The organism is Halostagnicola larsenii XH-48 (genome assembly GCF_000517625.1).
GTDB lineage: Archaea > Halobacteriota > Halobacteria > Halobacteriales > Natrialbaceae > Halostagnicola > Halostagnicola larsenii.
In genome coordinates this window covers 367,238-393,936 of the sequence record NZ_CP007055.1, presented here as the reverse complement: position 1 = coordinate 393,936, position 26,699 = coordinate 367,238, and the positions used below count along the sequence as shown (strand labels likewise).

The 26,699-nt window shown below is 63.9% G+C and carries 26 protein-coding genes; 18 read left to right on the top strand and 8 right to left on the bottom strand.

What is annotated here, in order from left to right; genetic code table 11:
• Positions 1 to 31: 31 nt before the first annotated feature.
• From cofG to HALLA_RS01910, 6 genes are all read left to right on the top strand, one after another.
• Positions 32 to 1,180, top strand: a complete 1,149-nt coding sequence (gene cofG, locus HALLA_RS01935) for a 7,8-didemethyl-8-hydroxy-5-deazariboflavin synthase subunit CofG (protein ID WP_049951804.1) — start codon at positions 32 to 34, stop codon at positions 1,178 to 1,180.
• Positions 1,181 to 1,657: 477 nt separating this feature from the next.
• Entirely contained in the window at positions 1,658 to 2,422 is a 765-nt protein-coding gene (locus HALLA_RS01930) for an ABC transporter ATP-binding protein (RefSeq protein ID WP_049953971.1), read from the top strand.
• Entirely contained in the window at positions 2,412 to 3,692 is a 1,281-nt protein-coding gene (locus HALLA_RS01925; RefSeq protein WP_049951803.1) for an ABC transporter permease, read from the top strand. The genes HALLA_RS01930 and HALLA_RS01925 overlap by 11 nt, the downstream gene beginning before the upstream one ends.
• Positions 3,689 to 4,960 (top strand): ABC transporter permease, encoded by a 1,272-nt coding sequence (locus tag HALLA_RS01920; RefSeq protein WP_394298871.1) that lies wholly within the window; start codon positions 3,689 to 3,691, stop codon positions 4,958 to 4,960. Before HALLA_RS01925 ends, HALLA_RS01920 begins: the two co-directional genes overlap by 4 nt.
• Before the next feature lie 128 nt (positions 4,961 to 5,088).
• Positions 5,089 to 6,090 (top strand): oxidoreductase, encoded by a 1,002-nt coding sequence (locus tag HALLA_RS01915; protein ID WP_049951802.1) that lies wholly within the window; start codon positions 5,089 to 5,091, stop codon positions 6,088 to 6,090.
• Positions 6,091 to 6,203: 113 nt separating this feature from the next.
• Positions 6,204 to 6,851: a DUF192 domain-containing protein gene (locus HALLA_RS01910; RefSeq protein ID WP_049951801.1), complete on the top strand. Its 648-nt coding sequence runs from the start codon at positions 6,204 to 6,206 to the stop codon at positions 6,849 to 6,851.
• A 91-nt stretch (positions 6,852 to 6,942) separates the two neighbouring features.
• Here the strand turns inward: HALLA_RS01910 and cofH are convergent, their stop codons facing one another.
• Positions 6,943 to 8,316 carry a 7,8-didemethyl-8-hydroxy-5-deazariboflavin synthase subunit CofH gene (gene cofH, locus HALLA_RS01905; RefSeq protein ID WP_049951800.1) on the bottom strand — a complete coding sequence of 458 codons (1,374 nt, stop codon included), beginning with the start codon at positions 8,314 to 8,316 and terminating at the stop codon, positions 6,943 to 6,945.
• Positions 8,317 to 8,552: 236 nt separating this feature from the next.
• Between cofH and HALLA_RS01900 the strand changes: the two genes are divergently transcribed.
• Positions 8,553 to 9,572 (top strand): phosphoribosylaminoimidazolesuccinocarboxamide synthase, encoded by a 1,020-nt coding sequence (locus HALLA_RS01900; protein WP_049951799.1) that lies wholly within the window; start codon positions 8,553 to 8,555, stop codon positions 9,570 to 9,572.
• Positions 9,573 to 9,776: 204 nt separating this feature from the next.
• Here HALLA_RS01900 and HALLA_RS01895 read toward each other — a convergent pair whose 3' ends face one another.
• Positions 9,777 to 10,529 carry a CPBP family intramembrane glutamic endopeptidase gene (locus tag HALLA_RS01895; protein ID WP_049951798.1) on the bottom strand — a complete coding sequence of 251 codons (753 nt, stop codon included), beginning with the start codon at positions 10,527 to 10,529 and terminating at the stop codon, positions 9,777 to 9,779.
• 107 nt (positions 10,530 to 10,636) lie between these two features.
• Between HALLA_RS01895 and HALLA_RS01890 the strand changes: the two genes are divergently transcribed.
• From HALLA_RS01890 to HALLA_RS01880, 3 genes are all read left to right on the top strand, one after another.
• Positions 10,637 to 11,509 carry a winged helix-turn-helix domain-containing protein gene (locus HALLA_RS01890; protein ID WP_049951797.1) on the top strand — a complete coding sequence of 291 codons (873 nt, stop codon included), beginning with the start codon at positions 10,637 to 10,639 and terminating at the stop codon, positions 11,507 to 11,509.
• Positions 11,510 to 11,680: 171 nt separating this feature from the next.
• On the top strand, positions 11,681 to 11,893 hold the full coding sequence (locus HALLA_RS01885) for a hypothetical protein (RefSeq protein ID WP_049951796.1): 213 nt from the start codon (positions 11,681 to 11,683) through the stop codon (positions 11,891 to 11,893).
• 203 nt (positions 11,894 to 12,096) lie between these two features.
• On the top strand, positions 12,097 to 12,420 hold the full coding sequence (locus HALLA_RS01880) for a DUF5789 family protein (protein ID WP_049953969.1): 324 nt from the start codon (positions 12,097 to 12,099) through the stop codon (positions 12,418 to 12,420).
• Positions 12,421 to 12,469: 49 nt separating this feature from the next.
• Here the strand turns inward: HALLA_RS01880 and HALLA_RS01875 are convergent, their stop codons facing one another.
• Positions 12,470 to 13,777, bottom strand: coding sequence for an acetamidase/formamidase family protein (locus HALLA_RS01875; protein ID WP_049951795.1), 1,308 nt, complete (start codon positions 13,775 to 13,777; stop codon positions 12,470 to 12,472).
• Between the two features lie 248 nt (positions 13,778 to 14,025).
• Here HALLA_RS01875 and HALLA_RS20900 point away from each other — a divergent pair, with 248 nt between their 5' ends.
• Positions 14,026 to 14,184: a DUF7576 family protein gene (locus tag HALLA_RS20900; protein ID WP_169732102.1), complete on the top strand. Its 159-nt coding sequence runs from the start codon at positions 14,026 to 14,028 to the stop codon at positions 14,182 to 14,184.
• A gap of 226 nt (positions 14,185 to 14,410) precedes the next feature.
• Positions 14,411 to 14,806, top strand: a complete 396-nt coding sequence (locus HALLA_RS01870; protein ID WP_049951794.1) for a VOC family protein — start codon at positions 14,411 to 14,413, stop codon at positions 14,804 to 14,806.
• A 101-nt stretch (positions 14,807 to 14,907) separates the two neighbouring features.
• On the opposite strand, the gene HALLA_RS01865 is transcribed toward HALLA_RS01870, so the two are convergent.
• Positions 14,908 to 15,855: a formyltetrahydrofolate deformylase gene (locus HALLA_RS01865; RefSeq protein WP_049951793.1), complete on the bottom strand. Its 948-nt coding sequence runs from the start codon at positions 15,853 to 15,855 to the stop codon at positions 14,908 to 14,910.
• Positions 15,856 to 16,051: 196 nt separating this feature from the next.
• On the opposite strand from HALLA_RS01865, the gene purS reads away from it, so the two are divergent.
• From purS to HALLA_RS01850, 3 genes are all read left to right on the top strand, one after another.
• Entirely contained in the window at positions 16,052 to 16,306 is a 255-nt protein-coding gene (gene purS / locus HALLA_RS01860; RefSeq protein ID WP_049951792.1) for a phosphoribosylformylglycinamidine synthase subunit PurS, read from the top strand.
• Between the two features lie 7 nt (positions 16,307 to 16,313).
• On the top strand, positions 16,314 to 16,994 hold the full coding sequence (gene purQ, locus HALLA_RS01855; protein ID WP_049951791.1) for a phosphoribosylformylglycinamidine synthase I: 681 nt from the start codon (positions 16,314 to 16,316) through the stop codon (positions 16,992 to 16,994).
• A 215-nt stretch (positions 16,995 to 17,209) separates the two neighbouring features.
• The gene (locus HALLA_RS01850; protein WP_049951790.1) at positions 17,210 to 19,519 is read left to right on the top strand and encodes a catalase; all 2,310 of its coding nucleotides are present in this window, start codon (positions 17,210 to 17,212) and stop codon (positions 19,517 to 19,519) included.
• 19 nt (positions 19,520 to 19,538) lie between these two features.
• Here the strand turns inward: HALLA_RS01850 and HALLA_RS01845 are convergent, their stop codons facing one another.
• Complete coding sequence (locus tag HALLA_RS01845; RefSeq protein ID WP_049951789.1) at positions 19,539 to 20,618, bottom strand: archaeosine biosynthesis radical SAM protein RaSEA; 1,080 nt, start codon at positions 20,616 to 20,618, stop codon at positions 19,539 to 19,541.
• 186 nt (positions 20,619 to 20,804) lie between these two features.
• Complete coding sequence (locus tag HALLA_RS21290) at positions 20,805 to 20,999, bottom strand: HVO_0649 family zinc finger protein (protein WP_049951788.1); 195 nt, start codon at positions 20,997 to 20,999, stop codon at positions 20,805 to 20,807.
• Positions 21,000 to 21,102: 103 nt separating this feature from the next.
• Here HALLA_RS21290 and HALLA_RS01835 point away from each other — a divergent pair, with 103 nt between their 5' ends.
• The 3 genes from HALLA_RS01835 to HALLA_RS01825 all read left to right on the top strand — a co-directional run bounded on the left by HALLA_RS01835 (position 21,103) and on the right by HALLA_RS01825 (position 25,428).
• A complete protein-coding gene (locus tag HALLA_RS01835; RefSeq protein ID WP_049951787.1) occupies positions 21,103 to 22,989 on the top strand; it encodes a bacterio-opsin activator domain-containing protein in 1,887 nt (628 codons plus the stop codon).
• Positions 22,990 to 23,106: 117 nt separating this feature from the next.
• The gene (locus HALLA_RS01830) at positions 23,107 to 23,295 is read left to right on the top strand and encodes a DUF1328 family protein (protein WP_049951786.1); all 189 of its coding nucleotides are present in this window, start codon (positions 23,107 to 23,109) and stop codon (positions 23,293 to 23,295) included.
• A gap of 207 nt (positions 23,296 to 23,502) precedes the next feature.
• On the top strand, positions 23,503 to 25,428 hold the full coding sequence (locus HALLA_RS01825; RefSeq protein ID WP_049951785.1) for an aldehyde ferredoxin oxidoreductase family protein: 1,926 nt from the start codon (positions 23,503 to 23,505) through the stop codon (positions 25,426 to 25,428).
• 144 nt (positions 25,429 to 25,572) lie between these two features.
• Here the strand turns inward: HALLA_RS01825 and HALLA_RS20895 are convergent, their stop codons facing one another.
• Positions 25,573 to 25,728 carry a hypothetical protein gene (locus HALLA_RS20895; protein ID WP_169732101.1) on the bottom strand — a complete coding sequence of 52 codons (156 nt, stop codon included), beginning with the start codon at positions 25,726 to 25,728 and terminating at the stop codon, positions 25,573 to 25,575.
• The gene (locus tag HALLA_RS01820; protein WP_049951784.1) at positions 25,728 to 26,531 is read right to left on the bottom strand and encodes a TrkA C-terminal domain-containing protein; all 804 of its coding nucleotides are present in this window, start codon (positions 26,529 to 26,531) and stop codon (positions 25,728 to 25,730) included. Before HALLA_RS01820 ends, HALLA_RS20895 begins: the two co-directional genes overlap by 1 nt.
• Positions 26,532 to 26,699: the final 168 nt, after the last annotated feature.

Here is a 26,699-nt window from a genome sequence, read left to right as displayed (position 1 = left end):
TATGTGCCGAGCGACGACAGATCGAGATAGAATGATCCCCGGCGCGAGCGACTACGATATCTCGCTGTCGATCGACGACGAGGCGGTCGATCGACTGTGCGGCGTCACCCCCGAGGACGTCGGGCCAGCGCCGGAACTCAGTTTCGCCAGGAACGTGTTCGTTCCGCTGACCACGGCGTGTCGCTACACCTGTACGTACTGCACCTACTTCGACGGCCCCGGGAACGCCTCGCTGCTCTCGCTCGAGGAGGTCCGAGAGATCTGCCGAACCGGCGCCGACGCCGGCTGTACGGAGGCGCTTTTCACGTTCGGCGACGACCCCGACGAGCGCTACACGGAGATCCACGACCAACTCGCAGAGTGGGGCCACGACTCGATTCACACGTACCTGCGCGAGGCCTGCGAGGTCGCCCTCGAGGAGGGACTGCTCCCGCACTCGAATCCCGGCGACCAGACGCGCGAGCAGATGGAAGCCGTCGCGGACGTGAACGCGAGCATGGGTGTGATGCTCGAGACGACGGCCGACGTCGACGCCCACGCGGGGCCGCGCCGGAAGAGCCCGGGCCAGCGCCTCCGAACGATCCGGACGGCGGGCGAACTCGACGTGGCGTTTACGACCGGAATCCTCGTCGGGATCGGCGAATCGTGGGCGGACCGGGCCGAAAGCCTGCTCGCAATCCGCGAGATGCACGAACGCTACGATCACGTTCAGGAGGTGATCGTTCAGCCGGTCTCGCGAAACGAGCGGTGGTCGGGCAACACGCCGGACCTCGAGACGATGCGCCGGGTGACCGCGATGGTGCGAGTCGCGCTTCCCGAAGAGATTTCGGTGCAGGTCCCGCCGAATCTCGCACCCGCCCGCGACCTCCTCGACTGCGGCGTCGACGATCTGGGCGGGGTTTCGCCGATCACGGACGACCACATCAATCCCGACTACGCCTGGCCCGCCCTGCGCGAACTCGAGGATATCGCATCGGAGGCCGGCGTTCCCCTCCGCGAACGGCTCCCGGTGTACGAGCGATTCCTCGAGCCGGCGCTTCGCACGCCCGAGTTCGACGGCGCGCCCGCGGCGGGTGCCGAGGAGGGTGCCTGGATTTCGCCGTCGATTCGGGACGCGATAGAGGCCGACGACGAAGCGGGAACGCGATACCGGTCGGTGCTTCGGGACGGAACGCCGTGAGGTCCGAGCCGATACGCGCCCCCCCTTTGTCCGACTGACCGCGCTATTTTTGTTCGGCTCACTGCGCTCTGATTGACGCCGCACCTGTTGGCGACGCGTAACCCGTCCGATCGATTATCGGGCTCGTGTAATCGAGACATACACGGACGGAGACGGTGCGCTCGAAACCGCACGCAAGCGGCGACCCAACGCGACTGTACGAGTCCGTTTCACGGCCGAAGGGGAACCGAACACGAGACCCAAGACTGGACCGAACTGGCTTCGGCCGGCGGTCTCGTCGGCACATTCGGTCCGACGACGACCGGTCTGTTTCAAAATCGAAACGTTCGGAGGGTACGCCCGTCTCGAGCGATTGTAACGACGCTACGGAGCCATCTGCGTTCCTGACGCGCAGTTGATTCGAAATCGCCGCCTGTCTCCGGGAAGCGAGACTGAAACAATGGGCCCGGATCCCGTCCGCCGGAGTACTCCGTGAGGATTCGCAACCGATCACTCCGGCGCTCGAGTTCGAGGGGAGCCGAGGCGACGGCCGAGGACGAGTCGGTCCCGGCCGTCCGCCTCGAGAACGTCAGTCACGAGTACGGCTCGACGACCGGCCGATTTCGGTCGCGTTCCGAGCAGGCGGTGACCGCGCTTCGCGAGGTTTCCATCGACGTGGAGCGGGGCGAGGTGCTCGGGCTCGAGGGGCCGAGCGGCAGCGGCAAGTCGACGATTCTTCACGCGGTTGCGGGACTGCTGGTTCCCACCGCCGGCACCGTCTCCGTGCTTGGAACCGACCTCACGTCGCTGTCCGATCGGGGGCGGACGAAGGCCCGTCGCCGCCACGTCGGGATCGTCTTTCAGCGCTTTCACCTGCTGGAGTCGCTCTCGGCCCGCGCGAACGTCGCGTTACCGCTCGTGCAGGCGGGCCTCCCGAAATCGGCGCGTCGAGAGCGTGCAACTGACCTGCTGACGGACGTCGGCCTCGAGGACCGGACCACGCACCTGCCCGGGGAACTCAGCGGCGGCGAGCGACAGCGCGTCGCGATCGCACGGGCGCTGTCGACGGATCCCGACATCCTCGTCGCCGACGAACCGACGGGCGAACTCGATACGGAAACCGGCGCGAGCGTGCTCGAACTATTGACGAACGTCGGGCGCGACCGCGCCGTCGTCGTCGCCTCTCACGACGCCGCGACGCTCGCCGTCGCCGACCGGGTCGTGACGCTCCGGGACGGGGCGGTGATCGAGGATGAACGATGAGAACGGCGAGTCGGTGATCGACGCTGCCCGCGGGAAGCGACGGCACCGCTGGCGCGGCATCGTCGGCGTGTCGATCGCCAGGCTCTGGCACCGACCGACCCGAATCAACTCGAGTCGGATCCGTATGGCGGTCGTGGTCGTCGCGCTCACGATCGCCTTGCTCCTGTGTATCAGCGGTATCGCGCTGGCGGTTGCCGACGACGGAGCGATGCAGGCGGACGACGCGGACGCGGAAATCGCACCGGAGGGAAGCGGTTCGCTCTCGGCCGTCGACGGCGTCGAGAGTTCGCGCCTCGGCGAGGCGAACGAGCGAGCGGCTGAAATCCGCTCGGAAGACGGAGTCGAACACGCCTCGCCGGTGCTCGTCGAGCCGACGAAGTTCGAGTCACCCGACGGTGACACACGGACCATCCTCCTCGTGGGAGTCGTACCGGACGACACCTCCCGGACCGTTGCGGGCCTCTCGACTACCGGCCTCGAGTCGGGGGATTCTCACTACGACGACGGGTCCTACGCGGGGCCGACGGAACGACAGCTCGTGCTCTCGCCCAGCGCGGCGGATCGGCTGGACGCCTCGGAAGGCGACGAACGGACCGTCTCGAGCGGGCAGTCCGATATGGACGTACCATCGCTGACCGTTTCCGCGGTCGACGACACCGGAGCGGCGGGCGAGGGCGACGCGCCGGTCGCGCTGGTCCACCTGAGCGAGTTACAGACGTTCGCCGGCAGCGGCGACGACCAGCTCGCGGATCGGATCCTCGTGTGGGGCGAGCCCGCGGCGGCGGAATCGGCGGCTGAAGACGTCTATCCGGGTGCATCCGTCGAGTCCACCAGTGGCGGAGATCCGTCGGCGCTGTTCGACGACGGGCTGGCGTTCGCGACGAGCGCAATCGCCTTGCTGATCGGCGTGACGATCTGTGCGTCGTTCGTCGCGACGACGATGGGGATGGCCGTCGATCAGGATCGTCGAACGCTCGCCGTCCTGCAGACGGTCGGAATCTCGCTGTCGGGTCGACTGGTCGTCGTCGCCACCACGACGGTGGTCGCAACCCTGTGTGGTGCCGTGATCGGGATCGTCCTCGGCGCGCTCGGAATCCTCGCGATCAACGCGGTCGCCGGGGCAACCGTCGCCTCTGGTAGCGTGGCGATGGCGCACCCGGTGTTCGTCCCGTACGCGCTCGCAGTCGCGCTCGTCGCCGGCGTGCTCGCGGTCCCGTACCCGCTCGTGATCGCAGCCAGAACCTCGGTCTTGACGGAGGTGGGGCGATGATTCGGCGGATCGGGGCGGCGCTGGGTGCGGTGGGCGGTCTTCGACGGATGAGCGCTCGAGCGAGCGCCGTCGTCGGCGTCGCGTTCGCCCAGATTCGTCGCTCTCCCAGGCGAACCGTCCTCTCCGTGCTCGCGGTGGCGCTCGTCGTCCTCTCGGTGACGCTGCTTGCGAGTCTCGGCGTCGGCGTCGTCGCCATCGGCGAGGACGGCCTCGAGAACGCCAACCGCGACATCTGGGTCTCGAGCGACCCGATCGATCCCGCCGCGAGCGGAACGTCGAACCCCATCGGCGGCGCACACCAGGTGACGGCCGACCTCGAGGAGCGCGACGACGTGAGTTCCGCCTCCCCGATCGCGATGTACGAGGTCTACATCGGGACGGATCCCGAGGAGTTGGACCGAACGTCCGCGGTCGGCGTCCCGCAGACGCATTCGGGGTTCGACTTTCGGGACGGCGGCGGGTTCGAAATCGAGGAGGAAGCGGCCGAGCAAGCCATGACCGAGGGCGAGCCGACGACCGAGGAGGTCGTCCTCGATCCGGCGACGGCCGATCGGCTCGACGCATCGCCGGGCGATACAGTCTATCTCGGTACCAGCAGGCAGTCCGCGCCGGAGTACGAGTTCACCGTCGTCGGCACCTCCGGGTACTACTCGCAGTATCTGGGATCGGAAACGGCGGCCGTTCCGCTCCCCGATCTGCTGGCGGTCGCCGGCACGTCCGGGACCGACCGGGCGACGTTCGTCACCGCGGACGCCGCGTCGGGAGAGGACCCGCAGGCGGTTGCGGCCGATATCGACACGGCGTACCCGGAGTACGACGTTCGGGCGAGCAACGAACAGATCGGCGCGATGGCCGAGAAGCGGCCGCTCGTCCTTGCAAGCGGGCTAACGCTGGTCGGCCTCGCCGTCGTCGGCGGCGTCGTCCTGACCGTGAACCTGTTCGCACTCGTCGCCTCCCAGCAGCGCGAGGAACTGGCGGCACTGCGGGCGATCGGCCTCTCGAGGTGGGTCCTCGCGGGAACGATCGGCGCGCAGGGGCTCGTCATCGGACTGCTCGGCGGGGTCGTCGGCCTCGCCGCTACGCCGGCGCTTGCAGCGGGGCTGAACCGGATCGTGACCGATGTTATCGGCTTCGAACGGCTCCTTCGGACGCCCCTCGAGGTCTACCTCGTCGGGTTCGTCCTCGCCGCCGTCGTCGGAACGGTCGTCGCGCTCGTCGCCGGCTGGCGAGCCGGTCGGTACGCGCGGATCAAACATCTCGAGGCCTGACTGGGATGACGTCTCGAGGACAATAGAGACGGAGTGCCCCGGTTTCGAAACGCAGCGTCGCCGACGCGGGAGTCGGCGGCGGCCGCCGCCACCCGAGCTATCAAACGGCTGTAGTCCGTAGCAGGGGTATGAGCTGGACCGCGGCCGACGTTCCGGACCAGTCGGGGCGAACCGTCGTCGTCACCGGCGCGAACAGCGGCATCGGCTTCGAAGCGACTCGAGTGCTCGCCGACCGCGGCGCGACGGTCGTCATGGCCTGTCGGAGCGTCGACCGCGGCGAGTCGGCCGCCGCGGAGATCCTGGACGACATCGATCCCGACGCCGACGGCGAACTCGTCGTCGCGGAACTGGATCTCGCGGACCTCGAGTCGGTTCGAGCGTTCCCCGAGCGATTCGACGAGGCGGTCGACCGCGACGGCGATTCGTCGAGTGGCGAAATCGACGTGCTGGTGAACAACGCGGGCGTGATGGCGATTCCGCGGCGAGAGACGGCACAAGGGTACGAGATGCAGTTCGGCGTCAACCACCTCGGACACTTCGCGCTCACCGCCGTCCTGTTCGATCGCCTCGCGACCGACGCCCGCATCGTGACCGTCTCGAGCGGCCTCCACGAGCGCGGCGAGATCGACTTCGACGACCTCCAGGGCGAAGCGGAGTACAACCGGTACGACGCCTACGCCCAGTCGAAGCTGGCGAACCTGCTCTTTGCCTACGAACTCGATCGGCGACTCGAGTCGACTCCCTCGAACGCGCTGAGCGTGGGGGTCCACCCGGGCTACGCCGACACCTCGCTTCAGGCTCGCGCACCCGAGATGAGCGGCTCGCGGGCGCGAAAGCTCCTGATGGATGTTTCGAACGCCGTGCTCGCCCAGTCGGCGGCCAAGGGCGCGCTGTCGACGCTGTACGCGGCGACGGCGAGCGACGTGCAGGGCGGGGAGTACTACGGCCCGGGCGGATTCATGAACATGCGCGGCGCGCCCGAACGCCAGCGCTCGGCCGAGCAGTCTTACGACCGCGAGACCGCACGGAAACTCTGGACCGTCTCCGAGGAGCTAACCGGGGTCAAGTTCGACATAGCGGCGAGGGTCGACGATACCGAGAGTGTCGACCACCAGACTGGCGAAAACTGACCGTCGAGGTGTCGAACGGCTCCGATAGGAGCGGCGCGCTCGAGGGAAATGTACACGTACGCGTGAGCGTTGACAAATATTTATCAGTGTCTCCGTGGTCAGAAACTCAGTAGATGACCCCTCCTCGATCACCGACGTCGAATCGACGAACTCTCCTGACAGGCCTCGCAGTCGGCGTCGGGGCCAGTCTCGCCGGCTGTACCGAATCCGACGACGAAAGCGATCCGGCGGACGACGACTCGAGCGCGAGTACCGACGAGTCTGGTGGCGACGACGATTCGGGCGCGGGCGACGGCGGAGACGAGCAAAACGAGAGCGACGAGGACGAGAACTCGAGCGATGGCGACTTCTCGGAGGTCCACGCCGATTACGACGAGACCGAGGTCAGCGTGATGACCCTCGACGGCGAGGAACTCGGGGAGGTGACGGCTGCGGTCGCCGACACGTCCGAACTGCAAACGATCGGCCTCAGCGACACCGAGGAGTTGCCCGAGGATCGGGGCATGATCTTCATCAACAGCTCCGAGCAGGACCTTCGATTCATCATGCCCGACATGTCCTTCGGCATCGACATCATCTACGCCGACAGCGAGGGCGTCATCACGGGGATTCACCACGCGCCAAAGCCCGGCCCGAACGAGGACGGCTCCGAACAGGGGTATCCGGGCTACGGCCAGTTCGTCCTCGAGGTCAACTACGAGTGGACCACAGAACGGGGCATCGAAGAGGGCGACGTGCTCGAGTTTAGCTACTCAGGGTGAGCGGAGACCGCGAAGACGGCAAACGGGTGTCGGAATCCGATTCTCAGGAGAGAGGAGTATCGCATCGATCGAGCGTCACGCGGGAAACGTATCAGTCGTCGGCGGGAACGGTATCGTCGCCTCGAGCGAGCAGCGGCGTGCCGTCAGCTTTCGGCCCCAGTTGCGGACCGAACGGCGGGTCGTCGGGGTCGACGACGCGGCGCTTTTCGTAGTCCGTCGAGCGCTCGACGGGGACGCGTCCGATCGAGGTGATGAGGTCGACGTAGTCCTCGACCGAGCGGAACTCGCCGTACTCGCCGCCGGCGCGTTTGGTGATCTCCTCGGAGAGGATCGTTCCCATGAAATCGTCCGCGCCACAGGAGAGCATCTTCAGTCCCTGCTGGTCGCCGTATTTCACCCACGAGGACTGGATGTGGTCGATGTTGTCGAGGAAGAGCCTCGAGACGGCGATCAGCAGTTCGTCCTCGTCGGTGCTCGCGCCGCCGGAGACGACGTCGTGTTCGTAAAGCGGCGTGTTCTGGTGGATAAAGGATAGCGGGACGAACTCGGCGATCGCGCCGTCGACGCGCTCTTGGAGGTCGCGGATGCGTTTTAGGTGCATGACCCGGTGGGCCTCGTTCTCGACGTGGCCGTACATGATCGTCGAGGTGAGGCCGTGACCGGCGTCGGCGGCCGCCTCCATCGCCTCGAGCCAGCCGTCGGTGCTGATCTTGCCGGGGCAGATCACCTCCCGGACCTCCTCGACGAGGATTTCGGCCGCGGTTCCGGGGACGGTATCGAGGCCGGCGTCTCGAAGTCGGCTGTAGACCTCCCGGTAGGACCAGTCGGTGCCGCGCCGGGCGTGGTAGGCCTCCTCGGGCGTCATCGAGTGGACGTGGACACCGTCGACGCTCATCGCCGCCATCTGTTCGGTGTAGGTTCCGGGGTCGGTGTCGTACCGCTCGGGCGGCTTGAAGTTGACCGCCTTGCGGTTTTCGGTCGCCTCGAGGATTTCTAGGTGTTCGTCGTCGAGTGCGAACGCGGGGTGTAGCCCGGAAACAGACGTGACCTCGTAGATACCCCGATCGACCGCGTTGCTGACGATCTCTCGAGACTCGGCCGGGGTTTTGGTAAAGCCCTGGCTCTCCATCTCCGCGTCCGATTCGAAGGTGTGGGCGGCGTCCTTGAAGTTACAGAACAGACAGCCGACGTTACAGGCCGTCGTCACGTTGTTGTTCAGGTTCGCGATGAACGTGACCTCCTCGCCGACGACCTCTGCGCGCCGGCGGTCTGCAGCCTCGAGGACCAGTTCTTTCCGTCGCCGGTCGATCCCCTCGGTGTTCGTTCCCGTGGTCAACAGTTCGATACCGTCGTCGACGGTGAGTCGTTGCCCATCCCGTGCTTTCTCGAGGGCGTTCTCGAACGACTGATCGGTCTCGGGAACGTGCTCGAATTCGAGGTCCGCCTCGGTCACCGGTCGCTCCATCGTGGCAACGAACCCGTTACAGCGCCAAAAACGTGGTGGAACGTGATTGGAGTCGCCGCTATCTCCGAGCGGCGGGTCTGACGGGGATGTAAACGACCGAACCGAACAGTTTGCTAGTGGGGCCGTCACGAGCGTGCCCGACGGAGCGGGACCGCGAGGAATACTGAAAACTTCTTACGATGGGGACACGGCAACTCGAGTATGAACCGCGGGGGCTACTCGGCGAGGTGCCACGAATGACGAGCGTCAAGGAGTTTCGCATCGAGGAACCGGCGACGGCCGACTCGCTCGGCCGCGGCGCGTTCGTCTTCACCGACGATTACTCGGTGTTCGACTGGGGCAAAATGCCCGACCAGATCCCACAGAAGGGGGCGACGCTCTGTACGATGGGCGCGTTCAACTTCGAACTGCTCGAGCGGGCGGGCGTTCCGACCCACTATCGCGGCGTCAGCGAGGACGGCGAGGTGATCCCGCTCGCGGACGCCTCGCGTCCGCCCTGGGAGATGGAGATCGATCTGACGCAAGTACCTGACCTCCCGAACGAGGGGAGAGAGTACGACTACGAGTCGTACCACGCCGAGGCGGGCTCGAACTACCTGATCCCCCTCGAGATCGTCTTCCGGAACACGGTCCCGGTCGGCTCGAGTCTCCGCCGGCGGACCGAACCGGCAGACCACGGCCTCGAGTTCTCGAGCTGGCCCGACGAGCCGGTCGACCTCGAGAATCCGATCGTCGAGTTTTCGACGAAGTACGAGGAAGGCGACCGGTACCTCGACCGCGAAGAAGCGGATTACATCGCCGGTGAGGCTTCGATCACTGACCTCGAGTCGATCGCACGCGAGGTCAACGAGATCATCACCGAGCAGGCGACCGGGGCCGATCTGGTCCACCAGGACGGCAAGATCGAGTGTCTCACCTTCGACGGCGAGATTCGGGTCGCCGACGTGGTCGGCACGTTCGACGAAAACCGGTTCAGCCACGAGGGCACCCAGTTATCGAAGGAAGTCCTCCGACAGTACCACAAACGGACCCAGCCCGAGTGGGTCGAGTCGGTCAAACACGCGAAAGCCGAAGCCGAGCGCCGCGATATCGCTGACTGGAAGTCGCTGTGCGAGCGGGATCCGGAACCGCTCGATGAAGACATGATCGAGACGGCCCGAGACCTCTACTGTGCCGGTACCAACGCCTACACCGGGCTAAATCTCTTCGACGCACCGCCGCTCTCGAGTGCGATCGGCGCGGTCAGTCGGCTGTAACGGCTGATTTCGACGAGACGACGGCGAACGGACTCACTTCTTGACCAGACGGATAGGACCCGGATCCAGAAATAGCAACAGGAGCGTTTTTCGGTCGTAAGGTCACCGCTGATAGCCGGGACTGGTTCTATCGGGCGGAAAGAGGGCGCGGCGCAAAAACACAGTGGATTCGCCGTTTGGGAGTGTCAAAGGCGGTGTAACGTCCTATACAAAGGCCATCGAGCCGAGGAACAAAACCGCGTTGAACGCGCCGTGAACGAACGCGGGGACTACGAGCGTGTTCGTTCGTTCGTAGGTCACGCCGAAGATCGCGCCCATCACAGTGTAGTAGATGGTTACGTGAACGATGACCGCGGCCGACGGTCCGAGCAGGAGGATCGGATACAGGTGGAAAAACGAGAACACGAATCCGGCCAGTCCGATGGCCGCGGCCGGTCCGAACGCCGCTCGCAGACGCCCCTGAATCACGCCGCGAAACAGGAACTCCTCGACGGGACCGACGACGAGCAGCGACAGCACCGCACCGAGGACCAGTACGGTCGCCGACGAGGAGTCGTACCCCGCGTACTCCGTGAATCCTGGCAGCACCTCGACGGCGGGTATCAATGCATCAGTACTGGCAAACGAGAGCGTCACGGCAACGAGCCCGGCAGCGACGCCCGCGATAGCGATACCCCAGTCGTACCGGTTCGGGGGCCGAATCGGGATGTCGACGGCTGGCCGATACCACATGTATCCCACGCCGACGACGAGAAACGAACCCTCAATCGCGAGCAGACTGAGCGCGAACGTTATCCACTCCTCGCTGGGCTGTACCTGCACGGCGAGGAAGCTGGTGGCGATGTTCGAAATAACCGCAGCGATGCCGAGAAGCGCGACGATTGCCAACGCACGGCCTCGAGACGTTCGCTCGACGGGGGACTCGAGCGCGTCGGTCTGGCTTGTCGTTTCGACCATAGCGGACATGTCGAACCGTTCGCAGATATGTATTCTCTGAACGGATTTTAAGTCGATAGTATGTCATGTCCGGAATAGCTATCCGAGTCGCGACCGATCGCAGACGCATGACCGACCCGAATTGGACCGTTCCGGACGACGCGTACGCGGCCCTCGGTGACGAAACGCGACTCGAGATTCTGTTCGAACTCGCCGATCACTACGAAGCGGCGTGGTCGGCCGGTTGGCTCTCGTTTTCGAAGCTCTGCGATCGAGTCGGCGTCGACGACACGAGCCGGTTCAACTACCATCTCCAGAAGTTGCAAGACGAGTTCATTGTCAAGGAAAACGAGCAGTACCGGCCGACGATCGCCGCGCTCTATGTTGTTACCGCGATTCGATCGGGAACGTACGACGGTGAGACCGCGGTGTGCGAGAGCGTCACTGACGAACGCTGTCCTCACTGTGATCAGCCGATGGTCGCCCGCCACGACGAGCACCTGCTGTTGCTCGCCTGCCCCGATCATGGGACTACGCTCGGCTATCCGGTCCCGCCAGTCGCCGCCAGCCACCAGTCACTCGAGACGCTCGTGGAACTCGCACTCCGGCGACACGCGGCCGATATCGAATCGATTCGTCGCGGGGTCTGTCCGTACTGCTGGGGACCGGCCACGATCTCGTTTCCGCGGGAGACGATCCCGGAACTGTACCTCCAACTCGAGACGGTCTATGCCACGGTCGCCTGCGAGGCGTGCTGGATGTCCTATCCGGTTCCGATACCGAGTTTGCTCGGTTCCGTCCCGGCCGTCATCGCGCTGTACGACGACCACGATCTCACCCCGCTCGCGATGCAGCGCGGATCGACGGCTCTCTCGAGGGTGAGCGAAGTGGAACTGCTCGAGAACGGGACGGCCGAAATCACCATCTCTCTTGACGAAACGGGACTCGCGGTCGTTATCGATGGTGATGGAACAGTAGAACGGTGTCAGCGGATCGGTTGACCGGGTTTCCGTCGTGGCTGCGAAACGGGACGAGCAGTGACTCGCTCGATCGGGTCGAACGGGGACTGCTCAAAAGCTGCTAGACGCTAGCAACCCACATTGTATCGGCGCGAAATCGAAAAAAGTAACGCTCATATTACGCGACTCCAAACGGCCACTAGACACCAGTTCATGTCCCTCGAGAGTTCCGCTGCCGTGACAGCTAGCATCGTTCCGTTCGACCTGACCATTGGAGTGACCGCGCTCGCGAGCGTTGCGCTGGCGCTCTTCGTCGGAGTCATGCTCCTTCTCACGTTCACGTTGACGCCCCCGTCCGCAGAGTCGTCCACTCAATCGGCGACCCAATCGAGCGCGGCCGCCGAAACCGCCGAATCGACCGACTAAAGCGGAGTACTCCCCTATCCGACTACCGGTCGCTCTTCGCCGAAGTGACGATCGATCTAGTCGCACGGTCTCGAGACGAACTGTCGCAGTTTCTCCGATAACGTTCGAAACCCACCCAGGAGAGCGTGGTATCGCCCCGATGCCGTCATGCGCACCCCACGGTTGTTTACCGCTGCCCGTGGGAGGTGGTGCCGGTCGAAACGATGAGCAACTCATACAGTCCTACCCGCGAACTCGGTATCGAATTCGGCGACCTCGAAGGGAAGCTCGCCGATCACGGCTATCCCGCGACGAACGAGGAACTCGTCGACACCTACGGCGAGTACGCGCTCGAGCTTCCGGACGGCTCGGAATCGCTCGAGGAACTGCTGGGTGCGATGTCGAACGAAACCTACAATTCGCCCGCTGAAGCGCGCCAGGCGATCTTCAACATGGTCGACAGCAGGGCGATCGGGCGGAAGTTCTACTCCGACAGGACCCCGCCCGCACTCGGCGAGACTCGAGAGGACGAACAGGTCTCGTTCTAACCGTCCGTTTGGCTGCGATCGGTGTGCTCCTTGCGGCCGAGCAGACGGCCTAGAGGTCGTACTGCTCGCGAACGAGGTGTGCGATACCGCGATCCTCGAGCACGGCCATCGGCGCGAGCAGGTCGAGCTGGACGACGCCGGGGAGCCGACCGATCTGGACGCCGCCGGTGAACGTACACCGCGAACGAACCTCGCCCTCGCTCATCTCGAGGAGCGAGGACGCCCGATCGAAGGCGTTCTGGGTCGCGTCGTTGACAGTCTCGCCGCTGCCGATCACCTGAATCGGGCCCATATCCTCCTCGAGGTCGACGCTGTGATCGGCGGCGAGTTCCCGGCCGGATTCTCGTTCCTCGTCGCTGTACGGCCGGCTGATAAACGGCAGATCCGCCTCGTTCGGGAGGAGGAGCGGGCCGTCGAGTTCGAGGCCCTCGATCACCTCGACGTCCATCCGCACCGTTCCGCTGACGTCCGTCGTGTGCAAGGAGAGTTCGCCGTCGCCTTGATTCGCGTGGAGATCGCCGACGTAGACGCCGCCACCGTCGATCTTGACCGGGCAGATGAGCGTCGCGCCGGCCCGTACCTCCGGCACGTCCATGTGGCCGTCGGTGCGGGCCTCGAGGTCCTCCTGGGTCTCGACACCGTAGTCGTGCTCTGCGCCGACGAGGAACTGACCGAAGTCGCCCGCGTTGTGCGAATCGGGGAGCGTCACGGGCGGCGTCGTCCCGACGTTGCCGATGAACGGGCGAAGCCGACCGAGCGTGCCCGGCATCTCGTCCGGCTCGTAGAGCAAGATCGGGTGCTGTCTCGAGTTCTCGGGGATGTCCATCACGTTCGCGGCGTCCGTCGCGAGTTCGTGGGCTGCGTCGCCGTCCAGCGTGATGCCGACCTCGTGGTCGTCGTCGAACGCGACGGTGTAGCCGTACTCGAAGCCGAACGAGGAGGCGTTCGCGCCGCACTCGACGCACTTGATCGCGTCCTCGCCGGTCCCCTCGACGACGCTCTCGGGCCACTTCGTGCCGCACTCGGGACAGCGGTGGTCGACGAACGGATCGTCGCCGAAGGCGCCCTCCCGTTCGGCCATCGACCCGGTGCTCGTCGCCATGCTGGTTACCGACACGTCCCGAATCCGCAGCGCGATGGCGTCGCCGACTGTCGCGCCCTCGACCCGGATCGGCCGCGTGACCTCGTGGCCGCCCCGAAAGTCCGGCGTGATCATCGGCCCCCAACAGCCCGGCGGCGTGTAGGTCTCGATCGTTCCACCGTCGGCGACGGTGCCGGCCCACTCCTGATCGGGGCCGACCAGCCCAAGCGTGTACTGATCGACGAATAGCTCCTGTTGGACCTCTTGATGTGCCATAACGTACCAAGCTACGGTTTCCGAGCTAATAAGCGGGACCGTCGTCCGGCTATCGCGTCGCGACGGCCTCGAGCCCGCGAACGCCGCTCGAGGCACACGTCGAGACTCGAGTCTCGAACCTTCGCTCGAGACAGAACGCGATAAACGGCGGAACAGCTCTAATAGACGCTCACTTGTCGATTCTCTCTCGGGTGGCCAATACTGACCCAACAGGTTCGTTCAAGTGCGTTTCGGCCCACGTATCGCTAATGACTGATTCACCGGACGACGACGGACCACGGTGTGACAACTGCGGCGACCCGATCGAGGCGAGTCCGAACAGGAGAGTCGTGACGAACCTCGAGGATGACGAAGCGGCCTACAGCAATTTCTGTGATGACGACTGTCTCGAGGAGTGGCAATCCTGAACACCCGAAATTCTCGAACGGATCGTCGGGGCGGATAGTGGTCTAGGGAAGTGAAACGGACGTTTCGGAGCGACGAAGGTGTTGTTCTACTGGTATCGATCCGATATAGCAGGTATATTTGAAGTGTTTCCAAATATCTGCCACAATAGAAAAGTTGTACTCCACAGATGCAAATTGATCGCCTCCAGTAGATGATTTTTTGATGGTTTCGCGTAGTTTGGTATCTATGGGTTACGATCACGCAGACCCTGACCACGCTGGCAATCTACACCACGTCGAACTCTGCACCGCTGATTTAGCGACGTCGATCGACTTTTGGGGATGGTTTCTGGACAAACTCGGCTACGAACGAAAAAACGAGTGGAGTAACGGTCCGACCTACATTGTGGTCACAGAGGCAGACAACTCCGACCATCCGTTTGACCGATTGGCGTCTGGCCTGAATCACCTCGCGTTTCACGCCGAATCTCGTGAACAAGTCGATGAATTGACTACGGACATCCGTAAACGGGCAGACTCTCGAGTTCTGTATGAAGACCAGCACCCATATGCTGGCGGCTACTATGCCCTCTACTGTGAAGATCCAGAAGGAATTAAAGTTGAGATTATCGGGCCCGAATAAGTGACCGGTAGTTCAGCTATTGATGCAATAAATCCCTGTACTTACCAGCAACGGAGCTCCCCTCTCATCCATAGAAACAAAATGACCAGTTCTGCGAACCGTTACTCGTCGGCGACGACGCTTCCGATCCCGTCGATCGGACGGTCCGGCACGAAGTCGTCGACTTCCTCGGGCAGTCCGAGCTGGTAGTCGTCGCCGTCTTCTCTGACCGTCGTCCGACCGCGGTGGACCGAGACGTCCCCGTTCAGGTGCAGGCGCACGGCCTCGAGCAAAGCGTCTGCCTCGAGCGGCTGGCCGCGGCGTTTCATCTCGTCCAGATCGGCGTCGTCGGGCACGTCGAAGGCGCGCTGGGTGATCACCGGCCCCTGATCGAGGTCGGTCGTGACGTAGTGGGCGGTGACGCCCGCGACGCGGACGCCCTCCTCGACGGCCTGCCGGTAGGCCTCCGCGCCGGGGAACGCCGGGAGCAGAGAGGGGTGGACGTTGATGATGCGATCCTCGTACCGGAAGACGACGTTCGGGCTGAGGATCCGCATGTACCGCGCGAGGACGATCAGGTCGGCGTCGTACTCCGCGAGCAACTCGAGGAGTCGCTCCTCGTCCTGCTGGCCGGATTCGGTGCCGATGTCGTGAAACGGCACGTCGTAGTGATCGGCCAGCGGCTCGAGGTCGTCGTGGTTCCCGATGACGACGCCGATGTCGGCCCCCAGTTCGTCGTTGGCCCACGCCTCGAACAGCGCCTCAAGGCAGTGGCTCTCTTTGGTCACGAGGACGGCGATCTGCTGGTTATCCCGGTCGGCGGGGAATCGGACCTGCACGTCCAGGTCGAGATCGGTCCCCAGCTCGGCCAAGTCCTCTCGAAGCGTGTCCTTCGTACAGACCATCTCGCTCGTATCGACGGCGAGGTACATTCGAAAAACGCCGTCTCTGACCGCCTGATCGAGGTCTTCGATATTGATCCCGCGCTCGAAGAGGAGGCTCGTCACTCGGGCGATCAGCCCGGTATCGTCGTCCCCAACGACCGTGATTTCAGTTACGTCGGTCGTCATCGCTGCCACCTCCGCTCGAGCGAATCTCGAAACATCAGTACCGTCTCATGCGACGTATCGTGAAAAGCCCTGTCTTTCGGGGTCAAAGTAGTGTCGGCCGATCGCACGTGACCCAGGGCGAGCGACAATATCCACGAACGTGTATCACAGGCCAAACCCGAAAGGGTTTTTGAGCACGGTTACGGGGATTCAGGTAATGACTGCCTACACCGCGACGGTGACGGTTCGTCTCAAACACGGCGTCCTCGATCCCGAGGCCGAGACCACAAAACGCTCGCTCGAGCGGCTCGGTTTCGATCTCGAGGCGCTGCGTTCGACCGACCGCTACGAGATTGACCTCGAGGCCGAGAGCGCGGGCGACGCCGAAGCGGAGGTCGAGGAGATGGCCGAACGGCTGCTCGCGAACCCGACGATCCACGACTACGACATCGACGTGGCCGAACGGGAGTGAATCGACCATGACTGTTTCAATCATCAGGTTCGGCGGCTCGAACTGCGACCGAGACGCCGAACGCGCACTCGCTCACCTCGATATCGACGCCGAGATCGTCTGGCACGAGGACGGCCTCCCGGCCGACACCTCGGGAATCGTCCTCCCCGGCGGCTTCTCCTACGGCGACTACCTCCGGGCCGGCGCAATGGCGGCCCGGTCACCGATCATGGACGAGATCCGCGAGGCCGCCGCCGACGGCGTTCCCGTGCTGGGCGTCTGTAACGGCGCGCAGGTCGGCTGCGAGTCGGGGCTCACCGAGGGCGCGTTCACGACCAACGAGAGCGCGCGCTTTCAGTGCGAACACGTCTATCTCCGCGTCGAGCGCGACGACACCCCCTGGACCGCGGCCTACGACGAGGGTGACGTACTCGAGATCCCGATCGCCCACGGCGAGGGCCGTTACGAGGTCGACGACGAGCGACTCGAGGAACTCGAGGCCGAGGATCGCGTCCTCTTTCGGTACTGCGACGAAACCGGCGAGCTGACCGAGGACGCCAACCCCAACGGATCGAAACACAACGTCGCGGGCGTGCTCGGCGAGCGGGACTCCGTGGCGGTGTTGATGCCCCACCCCGAACGCGTCACGCTTCCCGACGTCGGCGGCACCGACGGCCAGGGCGTGCTTCGGGGACTCGAGAGCGCCTGATTGGCTCCGAGACGACCGCTCTTTTTTCGGCGACCGGACGGTAACTGACCGCCAGCGGTGAAGCCGATTCGCCGACCGCTCGGCCGTGGCTTGCAAGGGAGTGCCGAGCGTTTATACCGCTGGTTATGGCCCGCTAGATAACACGGGCACGGAGAGACCGCCGTCGACAGTCGACGGACCGCGAACCCGTGACCGCATCTCGAGGGAGCACTATCATGTCAGAACACGATTCGAACGACGATACCGAGGCGGAGCCATCGAACGCGACCGAGACCGAATCGGGCCGGGAAGAACCGGCCGACGAGTCGAGCCCAACGGAGATGACCGACGGCGGTTCCGACGACGAGACGGGGTCGGGACAGACCGGAACGAGCGACGACGCTGGCGGCGAAATCGACGGGGAGAGCAAGCAGGACCAGCTCGAGGAGGTCCGGGAGAACCAGGAGGGCGAACAGCTGACCTCCGATCACGGCGTCAAGATCACGGACACCGACAACTCGCTCAAGGCGGGCGAGCGCGGGCCGACGATCATGGAGGACTTTCACTTCCGGGAGAAAATGACCCAGTTCGACCACGAGTCGATCCCCGAGCGGGTCGTCCACGCCCGCGGCACGGGCGCTCACGGGTACTATCAGCCCTACGAGGATCCCGATCTGGGCGAGTACGACGACATCTCCGAGCTGACGAAAGCGTCGTTCCTGCAAGATTCCGACCAGAAGACGCCGGTGTTCACCCGGTTCTCGACGGTCGTCGGCTCTCGAGGCTCCGCGGACACGGTACGGGACGTACGCGGCTTCGCGACCAAGTTCTACACCGAGGAGGGCAACTGGGATCTGGTCGGGAACAACATGCCGGTCTTTTTCATTCAGGACGCGATGGAGTTCCCCGACCTGGTCCACGCGATCAAGCCCGAGCCCGACGACGCGATTCCGCAGGCCGCCTCCGCCCACGACACCTTCTGGGACTTCGCCTCGCTGAAGCCCGAAATCACGCACATGCTCATGTGGCTGCTTTCCGGGCGGGCGCTCCCCCGATCCTTCCGGATGATGCAGGGCTTTGGCGTCCACACGTTCCGGTTCGTCAACGACGACGGCGAGTCGGTCTTCGTCAAGTTCCACTGGGAACCGAAACTCGGCACGAACCAGCTCGTCTGGGACGAAACCCAGAAAATCGCGGGCAAGAACCCCGACTTCAACCGCGAGGGGCTCTACGAGGTCATCGACGAGGGCTACGAACTCGAGTGGGAATTCGGCGTCCAGATCGTCGAGGAGGACGAGGCCGACCGGTTCGATTTCGACCTGCTCGATCCGACGAAGATCATCCCCGAAACCGAGGTCCCGGTCAGGCCGATCGGGAAGATGGTCTTGAACGAGCGACCGGACAACTTCTTCGCCGAGGTCGAACAGGTCGCGTTCCACCCCGGCAACGTCGTTCCGGGGATCGACTTCACGAACGACCCGCTCTTGCAGGGTCGGCTCTTCTCCTACCAGGACACCCAACTCAACCGCTTCAACGGCGCCAACTGGGACGAGATTCCGATCAACCGGCCGGTCGCCGAACGGCACAACAACCAACGGGCCGGGTTCATGCGCCAGGAGATCAACCAGGGCAAGGCGTCGTACAAACCGAACTCGATCGGCGACGACTATCCCGAGGAAGTTCCCGAGGAAGAGGGGGGCTACGAACACTTCGCCGAGAAAATCGACGGGCAAAAGATCCGCAACCGATCCGAGAGCTTCGAGGAGCACTTCTCGCAGGCGCGGCTGTTCTGGAACAGCATGACCGAAACGGAAAAACAGAACATCGTCGAAGCCGCCCACTTCGAACTCGGGAAGGTCGATCGCATGGAGATCCGCAAGCGGACCGTCTACGACCTCTTCAACAACGTCGACCACGAGTTCGCCACGCGGGTCGCGGAAGGGATCGGCGTCGAACCGCCCGAAGAACCCGGCGACGAGATGCCTGACCACGACGACGAAGACCCCTCGCTAAGCATGGTGAACCGGACGCCCGATACGATCGAAACGCGGAAGGTAGCCGTGCTCGTCGACGACGGGTACGACGCCGACCACCTCGAGGCGATCCGATCGACGCTCGAGGACGAGGGCGCGCGCGTCGAGATCGTCTCGAAACTCCTCGGCGACGTCGAGGCGGCAAACGGCGATACGGTCGACGCCGACGAGAGCCACGGGACGACCGAGTCGGTGCTGTACGACGCGGTCTACGTCCCCGGCGGCGAAGGAAGCGTCGACGCGCTCGTCGAGCAAGGGACTGCAAAACACTTCGTCGCGGAGCTGTTCAAGCACAAGAAACCGATCGCCGCCGTCGGCGGGGGAACCGAACTGCTCGAGGCCGTCGAGTTGCCGGGAATCGACGTGGCGAACGCCAAGGAGGGCGTCGTCTCCGAACAGGGGGTCGTGATGGAGTCCGACGGGGACGACCTCGAGGCGGCCGCCGAGGCGTTCGTCGACGCGATCGCAGCGCACCGCCACTGGGATCGAGATTCGAAAGAAGTGCGCGCCTAGGTGTGCAGCCGTCGAGCCGTTACCGCGTCAGCGGCTGATTGTACCCTCTCTCGAGGTCCATCACGGCGTCCCAGGTCGCTTCGCACTCGCAGCTAACCTGCTCGAAGACGGAGGGGTCCTGCCGGAGGTCGAAATCTTTGATTGCCTTCTGGACCAGATCGTCGCACTCTTTGCAGTTGTGTGCGCCGCGGTCGGAGCCGTGCCCGACGGGGTCCGAGACGACGATGGCGTCGACATCGGCGGTTTCCTCGAGGACGTGTGCGACCGACCAGAGCCACGGCGGTCGGTAGCCGTCCCTGAAGTGGAGTTGGTCGACCATCGTGTAGCGCTGGACGTTACACGGGTTCATCGAGATGGTGTGACAGCCCGGCACGTCGGCGCAGCGTTCGATCGAGGAGATCATGTCCTCGACGGCCTCGGGTTCTGCGAGGAACGGCGGTTTCATCAGCAGGTAGGCCTTGATTCCCGCGTTCTCGACGTCGGCCGCGGTGGCGCAGGCGTCCTCGAAATCCGCGAAGTCGAAGTACTTGTTCACGCAGTCGTGGCGAACCCGATCCGTGGCGGTCTCGAGGCCGATCGCGATGTCGGTCTGGAGCCCTTCGTCGGTGAAGTCCGTGAGTTTCTCGCGGTCGACGAAATCCGGCAGGGACTCGAGGACGATGCGGTCGCGGTCGCCGAAGGTCTCGGCGATGGCGCTGCGGGTTTCGGCCCCGACCTCGCGCTCGTCGAGGAACGACCCGGAGGTGTAGATCTTGATGAGGTCGGCGGGTTCGTCGGCGTTCGCAGTTTCGTGCTCGAGACAGACGTCGATCTGGTCCATCAGGGCGTCGTGGGGGACGCTCCCGCCGTCGACGCTCTCGGCGACGTAGCCACACATCGTACAGCCGCCGGCGCGGGCCCAGCGACAGCCGCCGGTGTTCAGGATGATCGTCAGGCTCGTTTTGACGCCGTCGGGCGTGTTGTCCTCGTCGAGCCAGACGCGGGTCGGTTCGTGCGGGTCGTAACTCGCTTCCTTCTCGGAGCGGATCTCCCGCATCACCTGATTGTGGGCGTCCATGCCCTTGCCCTGCTCGTAGACCTCGGGCGTGGGAGTACTCATTGTCGAGACAAGCGGTCGGACGCCTAAAGCGCCTTCGTTGCCGCGCAGCCGGTATCGCTAGCTGGAACGGAACGCCTCAACTTCGGTTACGCCACGAGAAGTGAGATCGATCGCGTTCGACGGGAAAGAGGCAGGGGCCAGGGGAGACGCAGGGCTAGGACGAGACGGCGGCGTCACAGACCGGCGTTACAGCCGAAGTTCCCGCGTTTCAATGGCATCACAGGATGGACAAACGTGTTGGTAGGTGACTCGATCACCGCTGGTCCGGACGCGCCATCCGCCGTCGTCGTCGACGAATCCGCACTGACGGCACCGCCGTTCGGTCTCGTCGAACTTCTGTCGAAGCCGGTCGAATGGGAATCGTCGCTGTTGGGCAGACATGTGTTACCATAGGTCGCGGTTGGTAATAACATTCGGGGTGCTCGTTCCGAGTCCGTTCGCGGGGCCACAACACCTTCATAGGATTTCCCTACGTCCGTAGGGTATGGATACGATCGACACCGAATTGACCGAGGGGGACGCCGATCCGGCATCGAACGCGCCGGCGGCGCTCGAGCACGTCGTCGATCCGGTGGTGCTGGTCAGAGACGGGGCGATCGTTTATGCGAACGAAGCCGCTCGCGACGAATTCGGCCTTTCGGACGATGCGAACGGCGAGCGTGGGGACGCAGAGTTCGGGGACACCTGGGGCACGCTCGGCGAAGAGATCGACGAGACGACGGTCGGGACGGCCCGAACGGTCGAACTCGAGCACATGGACTACGACGCGCGCGTCCATCGGGCTGTCGACGGTGCGACGATCGTCTTCAGTCGACCGGCAGGAACCGACAGCCCCGCAAGCGACAGGGCCGTCAAAGCTCGCGCGGTCAACGAAGCGCCGGTCGGCGTGACGATTTCCGATCCGTCGCTCGAGGACAATCCGTTGGTCTACATCAACGACACCTATCGGGAACTCACCGGCTACGGGTTCGAGGATATCGTCGGAGAGAACTGCAGAATTCTGCAGGGACCGGATTCGGATCCAGACGCCGTGGGAGAAATGCGAGCCGCGATCGACGACGAACGGCCGGTGACCGTCGAACTCAAGAACTACCGCAAGGACGGCTCCGAGTTCTGGAACGAGGTCACGATCGCACCCGTCTACGACGACCGGGGAGAACTCACCAACTACGTCGGGTTCCAGAACGACATCACCGCACGCAAAGAAGCCGAACTCGAGGCCGAGCGCCGGACCGAGGAGCTCGAGTACACGCTCGAGCGCGTGGAGGGACTGATCCAGGACGTGACCGACGCCGTCGCCGGATCGGAAACGCGCACCGAACTGGAGGCTGCGGTCTGCGAGCGAATCGTCGAGGAATCGGCCTACGACGGAGCCTGGATCGGAGAGCACAATCCCGCGAGCCGCGAGATCGACGTTCGGACCGCGGCGGGCCAGTCGCCCGCCGATCCCGCGACAGGCGATCACCCGGCCATCGAGACCCTCGAGACGAAGTCTGTCGCGATCGAGACGATCGACGGAGCGACGCGCGCCGCGTTCCCGCTGTTTTACAACGACATCGAATACGGCGCCCTGACCGTCCGGGCGAGCACCGAACGCGACCTCAGCGAACGGGAGGTCGTCATCCTCTCCGCGCTCGCTCGCGCCGCCGCCAGCGGCGTCAACGCCCGCGAAACCAGCCGAATGCTCGCGACCGACGCCGTGGTCGCCGTCGAACTCGAGATCACCGACCCCGCTGCCGTCCCGGTCGCCGTCTCGCAGGCGGCGGACTGCCGACTCGAGTATCGACGGTCCGTCCACCGAACGGGCGCGGAAACCGCCTCGTTGTTCACCGCGATGGAGACGTCGGCGGGTGAGTCCGCGGATCTGGCGGGGACGCTGACCGAATCGGCGGCGGATCTCGAGACCGTCGACCTCTCCGTGCTGGTCGATCGGGACAACACCTGTCTGATAGAACTCGTGACCGAGGAGAACGTCGTCGCGTGGCTCTCCGACCGAGGCGTTCGGACGCAGTCGATCATCGCCGGAGATGGGCGGGCTCGACTGACGCTCGAGATTCCCCGATCCGCGGACGTTCGGTCGATTATCGATGAAATCGAGGGGCGCTACGATGGCACGGACGTCCGCTCGTTCCACCACCGAGAACCCGACAGCGAAACGCGACAGGAGTTCGCCGCCCGACTCGAGGAGGAACTTACCGACCGCCAGTTCGCCGCGATTCAGCGGGCGTACCTCGGCGGGTACTTCGAGTGGCCCCGGCCCGCCACGGGGGAGAAACTCGCCGAGTCGCTTGGCGTTTCCCGGCCGACGTTTCACGAACACCTCCGAAACGCCGAGGCCAAACTCTGTCGAGCGTTCTTCGGCGACGAGTAGTGCCGAGAGCCGCTGGCAGCTGAGGCCCGGCCTACGATCCTGTAGGTAGCACTTAGCGACCGGAACGGTTCCGGACGGTCGTCGTCGTTTATATGCACCGTCGTGAAAGGGCTGACTATGCTCGAGCTCGCGACTCCCCTGCAGATCGGTGGCGGTGGCTTCCTGTACTGGGCGATCCTCTTTTTCGTCCTCGCGATCGTCGCGGCCGCCGTCGGCGCTCGCGGTGTCGCCGGGATCTCGATGGAGATCGCGCGCATCTTCGTGTTGATTTTCATCGTCCTCGCGATCGTCGCGTTGCTGTTGTGATCGGGGTGTTCGCTCCGCTGTAGTACATACAATCGGTTACGAACGCGCAGGATTTGCCGTCTCGGTGACCCGTCTCGAGCGGAGGAAAGACGGGACGTTTCGGATTCGTGTCGTCTGCTCTGGCAGATTTGACGTAACCACATGTGGTTTCACGACGTTGGGAAGGACTAACACCACGGACGACGAAGATAATAGTGAGTATTTACCATGACAGATATCGGCGGCTTTCAGGACACGGTCGCACGAATCGACCTCGGGGAGGAGTCGATCGACTACGAGTCGATCGACGATGAGGACGCGAAGAAGTACATCGGTGCCCGCGGGCTGGGGGTGAAGTACGTCTTCGAACAGGGGCCCGATGTCGATCCGATGGGGCCGGAGAACCTGCTCGCGTTCATGAACGGGCCGCTCTCGGGGACGCAGGTAACCATGAGCGGGCGGATCGCGGTCTGTACGAAATCGCCGCTAACGGGGACCGTCACCGACAGCCACCAGGGCGGCTGGTCCGGTGCTCGACTCAAGTGGTCCGGCTTCGACGGACTGTTGTTCGAAGGGCAGGCCGACGACCCCGTCTACGCCTACATCGAGGATGGCGAAGTCGAACTCCGGGACGCCTCTCACCTCTGGGGAAAAGGCGTTCACGAGACTCGAGACACGATAGAGGAGGAAGTAGCGGGCTCGTACGGGAAGAATCTCTCGCTGATGGCGATCGGTCCGGGCGGCGAAAACGGCGTCAAGTACGCGGGCATCCTCAACGAGGACGACCGCGCGTCCGGGCGAGGGGGAACTGGCTGCGTCATGGGCTCGAAGAATCTCAAAGCAGTCGTCATCAAATCGACGACGAAAATGCCCCAGCCCGCCGATCAGGAGACGTTCAAGGAGGGCCACCAGCAGGCGATGGCCGCGATCACCGAGTCCGACGTGACCGCGCCGAACGAGGGCGGCCTTTCGCTTTACGGCACGAACGTCCTGATGAACATCACCGAAGAGATGGACGGCCTCCCGACGAAAAACGGGGTCTACACCTCCACCGAGAGCATGACGGAGTCGGAAGGCGTCGATATCGACGCCGAGCGCGTCTCCGGGGAGAACGTCCGAGAAAACATCCTCGTCGACGAGCCGACCTGTCACTCCTGTCCGGTCGCCTGCAAGAAGGAAGTCGAGGTCCAGACGATGCACAAAGGCGAGGAGATGAACGTCCGGATGGAGTCCTACGAGTACGAGTCCGCCTACGCGCTCGGGCCGAACTCGGGACACACCGACCGCGACGCAGTCGCACTCATGATCGACCGCTGTAACGACATGGGGATCGACACCATCGAAGTCGGGAACATGATGGCGATGGCCATGGAGATGAGCGAGGAGGGGAAACTCGAGGAGGGCCTCGACTGGGGCGATACCGAAACGATGGTCGACATGATCGAGCGCATCGCCCGCCGCGAGGACGACCTCGCGGATCTGCTGGCCGAAGGCCCACGGCGCGTCGCAGAGCGCAAGGACGCCGAGGACAACTCCCTGGCGGTCAAAGGCCAGACGATTCCGGCCTACGACCCGCGCTGTATGAAGGGGATGGGCATCGCCTACGCGACCTCGAACCGGGGGGCGTGTCACCTCCGGGCGTACACGCCCGCGGCAGAGATTCTCGGAGTTCCAGAGAAAGTCGATCCCTACGAGTACGAGGGGAAAGGCGAACTCACCGCAGCGTTCCAGGATCTCCACGCCATCTCGGACAGCTTCGACATCTGCAAGTTCAACGCCTTCGCCGAAGGGATCGAGGAGTACGTCCTCCAGTACAACGGCATGACCGGGCTGGACGTGACCGAAGACGACCTGCTCGAGGCCGGCGAGCGGATCTACAACCTAGAGCGCTACTACAACAACCTCGCCGGCTTCGACGGCGCGGACGACTCCCTGCCGGCGCGATTCCTCGAGGGAGAGGCGGGAATCGCCGGCCAGGGCGCAAGCGAGGGCGAGTACTGCGAACTCGAGGAGATGAAAGTCGAGTACTACGACCACCGCGGCTGGGTCGACGGCGTCGTGCCGGACGAGAAACTCGAGGAACTCGAGATCGATATCGGACCCGGAACTGGCGTGAGTTCCGCTGGCGGGGCGGCGGCAATGGGCGACGACTGATTTCGCGCCACTGGCCGTACAGGGTCCACGACTGGAGGCCGTTTGAGTCCGTTGTCGACGAAAACACGTTCTACACTCACAGAGCCGAACCGACCTACTCACTGGTTCGAGTCAACTCACTACTTACTGGTCGGGCCACTCCGCTTACGAATTCGAATCGAACTCGTAAGTTGCAATTTCGCTCGAGTCACAGTTCGGACAAACGTCGTGTGATTCCTCGAGGGTCATCCCGCAATTTCGACACTCGTAGTGCGGGCCATCGTCGGTCAACAACCCCGTGAGAACGTCTTTGAGCGTCATTACGGATCGATTCGGTCCGATTCCAGATCGGACTCGGCGGTGGATTCTCGAAAGCTGTCCAGCGTTCGGTCGTCGATGCCCTCGCGTGAGAGCACGGTGACGACGTCGTCCGCACGGATCGTCGTTTCACCGCGGGGCGTGAGGACGGTCCCGTCCCGTTCGATGGCGACGACGAGGAGGTCGTCGGGGAGAACGTCTCGACTTCCCGCCTCCTCGAGCGTGTAGCCGCTTATTTCGGAGTCCGAACTGACGGTGACTTCGACGACGTTCGCATCGCCGGTCAGGCTGATCACGTCCATCGGCGTCGGACCGGTCGCCGTTTCGTCGGGTCCGTAGGGCGTGTACGGACGAGAAATTTCGTCCTGTATGAGGTCTTCGTCCTCGATTTCCGCGCCGAGTTCCGACAGCGCGCGGCCGATCCGCTCGAGCGACTGCGTGTCGGCTCCGACGGCCATCACGTGGAGGTTTCGCCGACCGGTCATCAGCTTTCGAACGTTTATCACGCCCGGAATCGCACTCACCTGCTGGGCGATCGCTTCGCGGTTTTCGACGGGGACGTTACACTGAAAGAGCGTGCTCAAGCCGCCGTCTGCGTGCTCGAAATCGACCGACGTGTGATAGCCGCGGATGATCCCGTTGTCCTCGAGTTGGTCGATTCGGTTGCGAATCGTCGCCGGAGAGACGCTTACCTCCTCGGCGATCATGGGAGCGGAGGTGTTGCGCGCGTCTGCCATGAGCGCGTAGATGATCCGACGATCGATCTCATCGAGCCGGTATCCAGAATTGGGGCGTTGACTAGCGATAGATACTCATCCTCCGTATTCACTGCGTTCGCCTTCACGATCGAACAATAAATACCCCACGGATTATTCAAACAGTACTCACGGGCGAGATTGCTATCGAAGCGAAAAAAGTGGAGTCAAAATTACGTTTTCAGCGAAGACAGCAATCGATCCGGCATCGACGCGAGT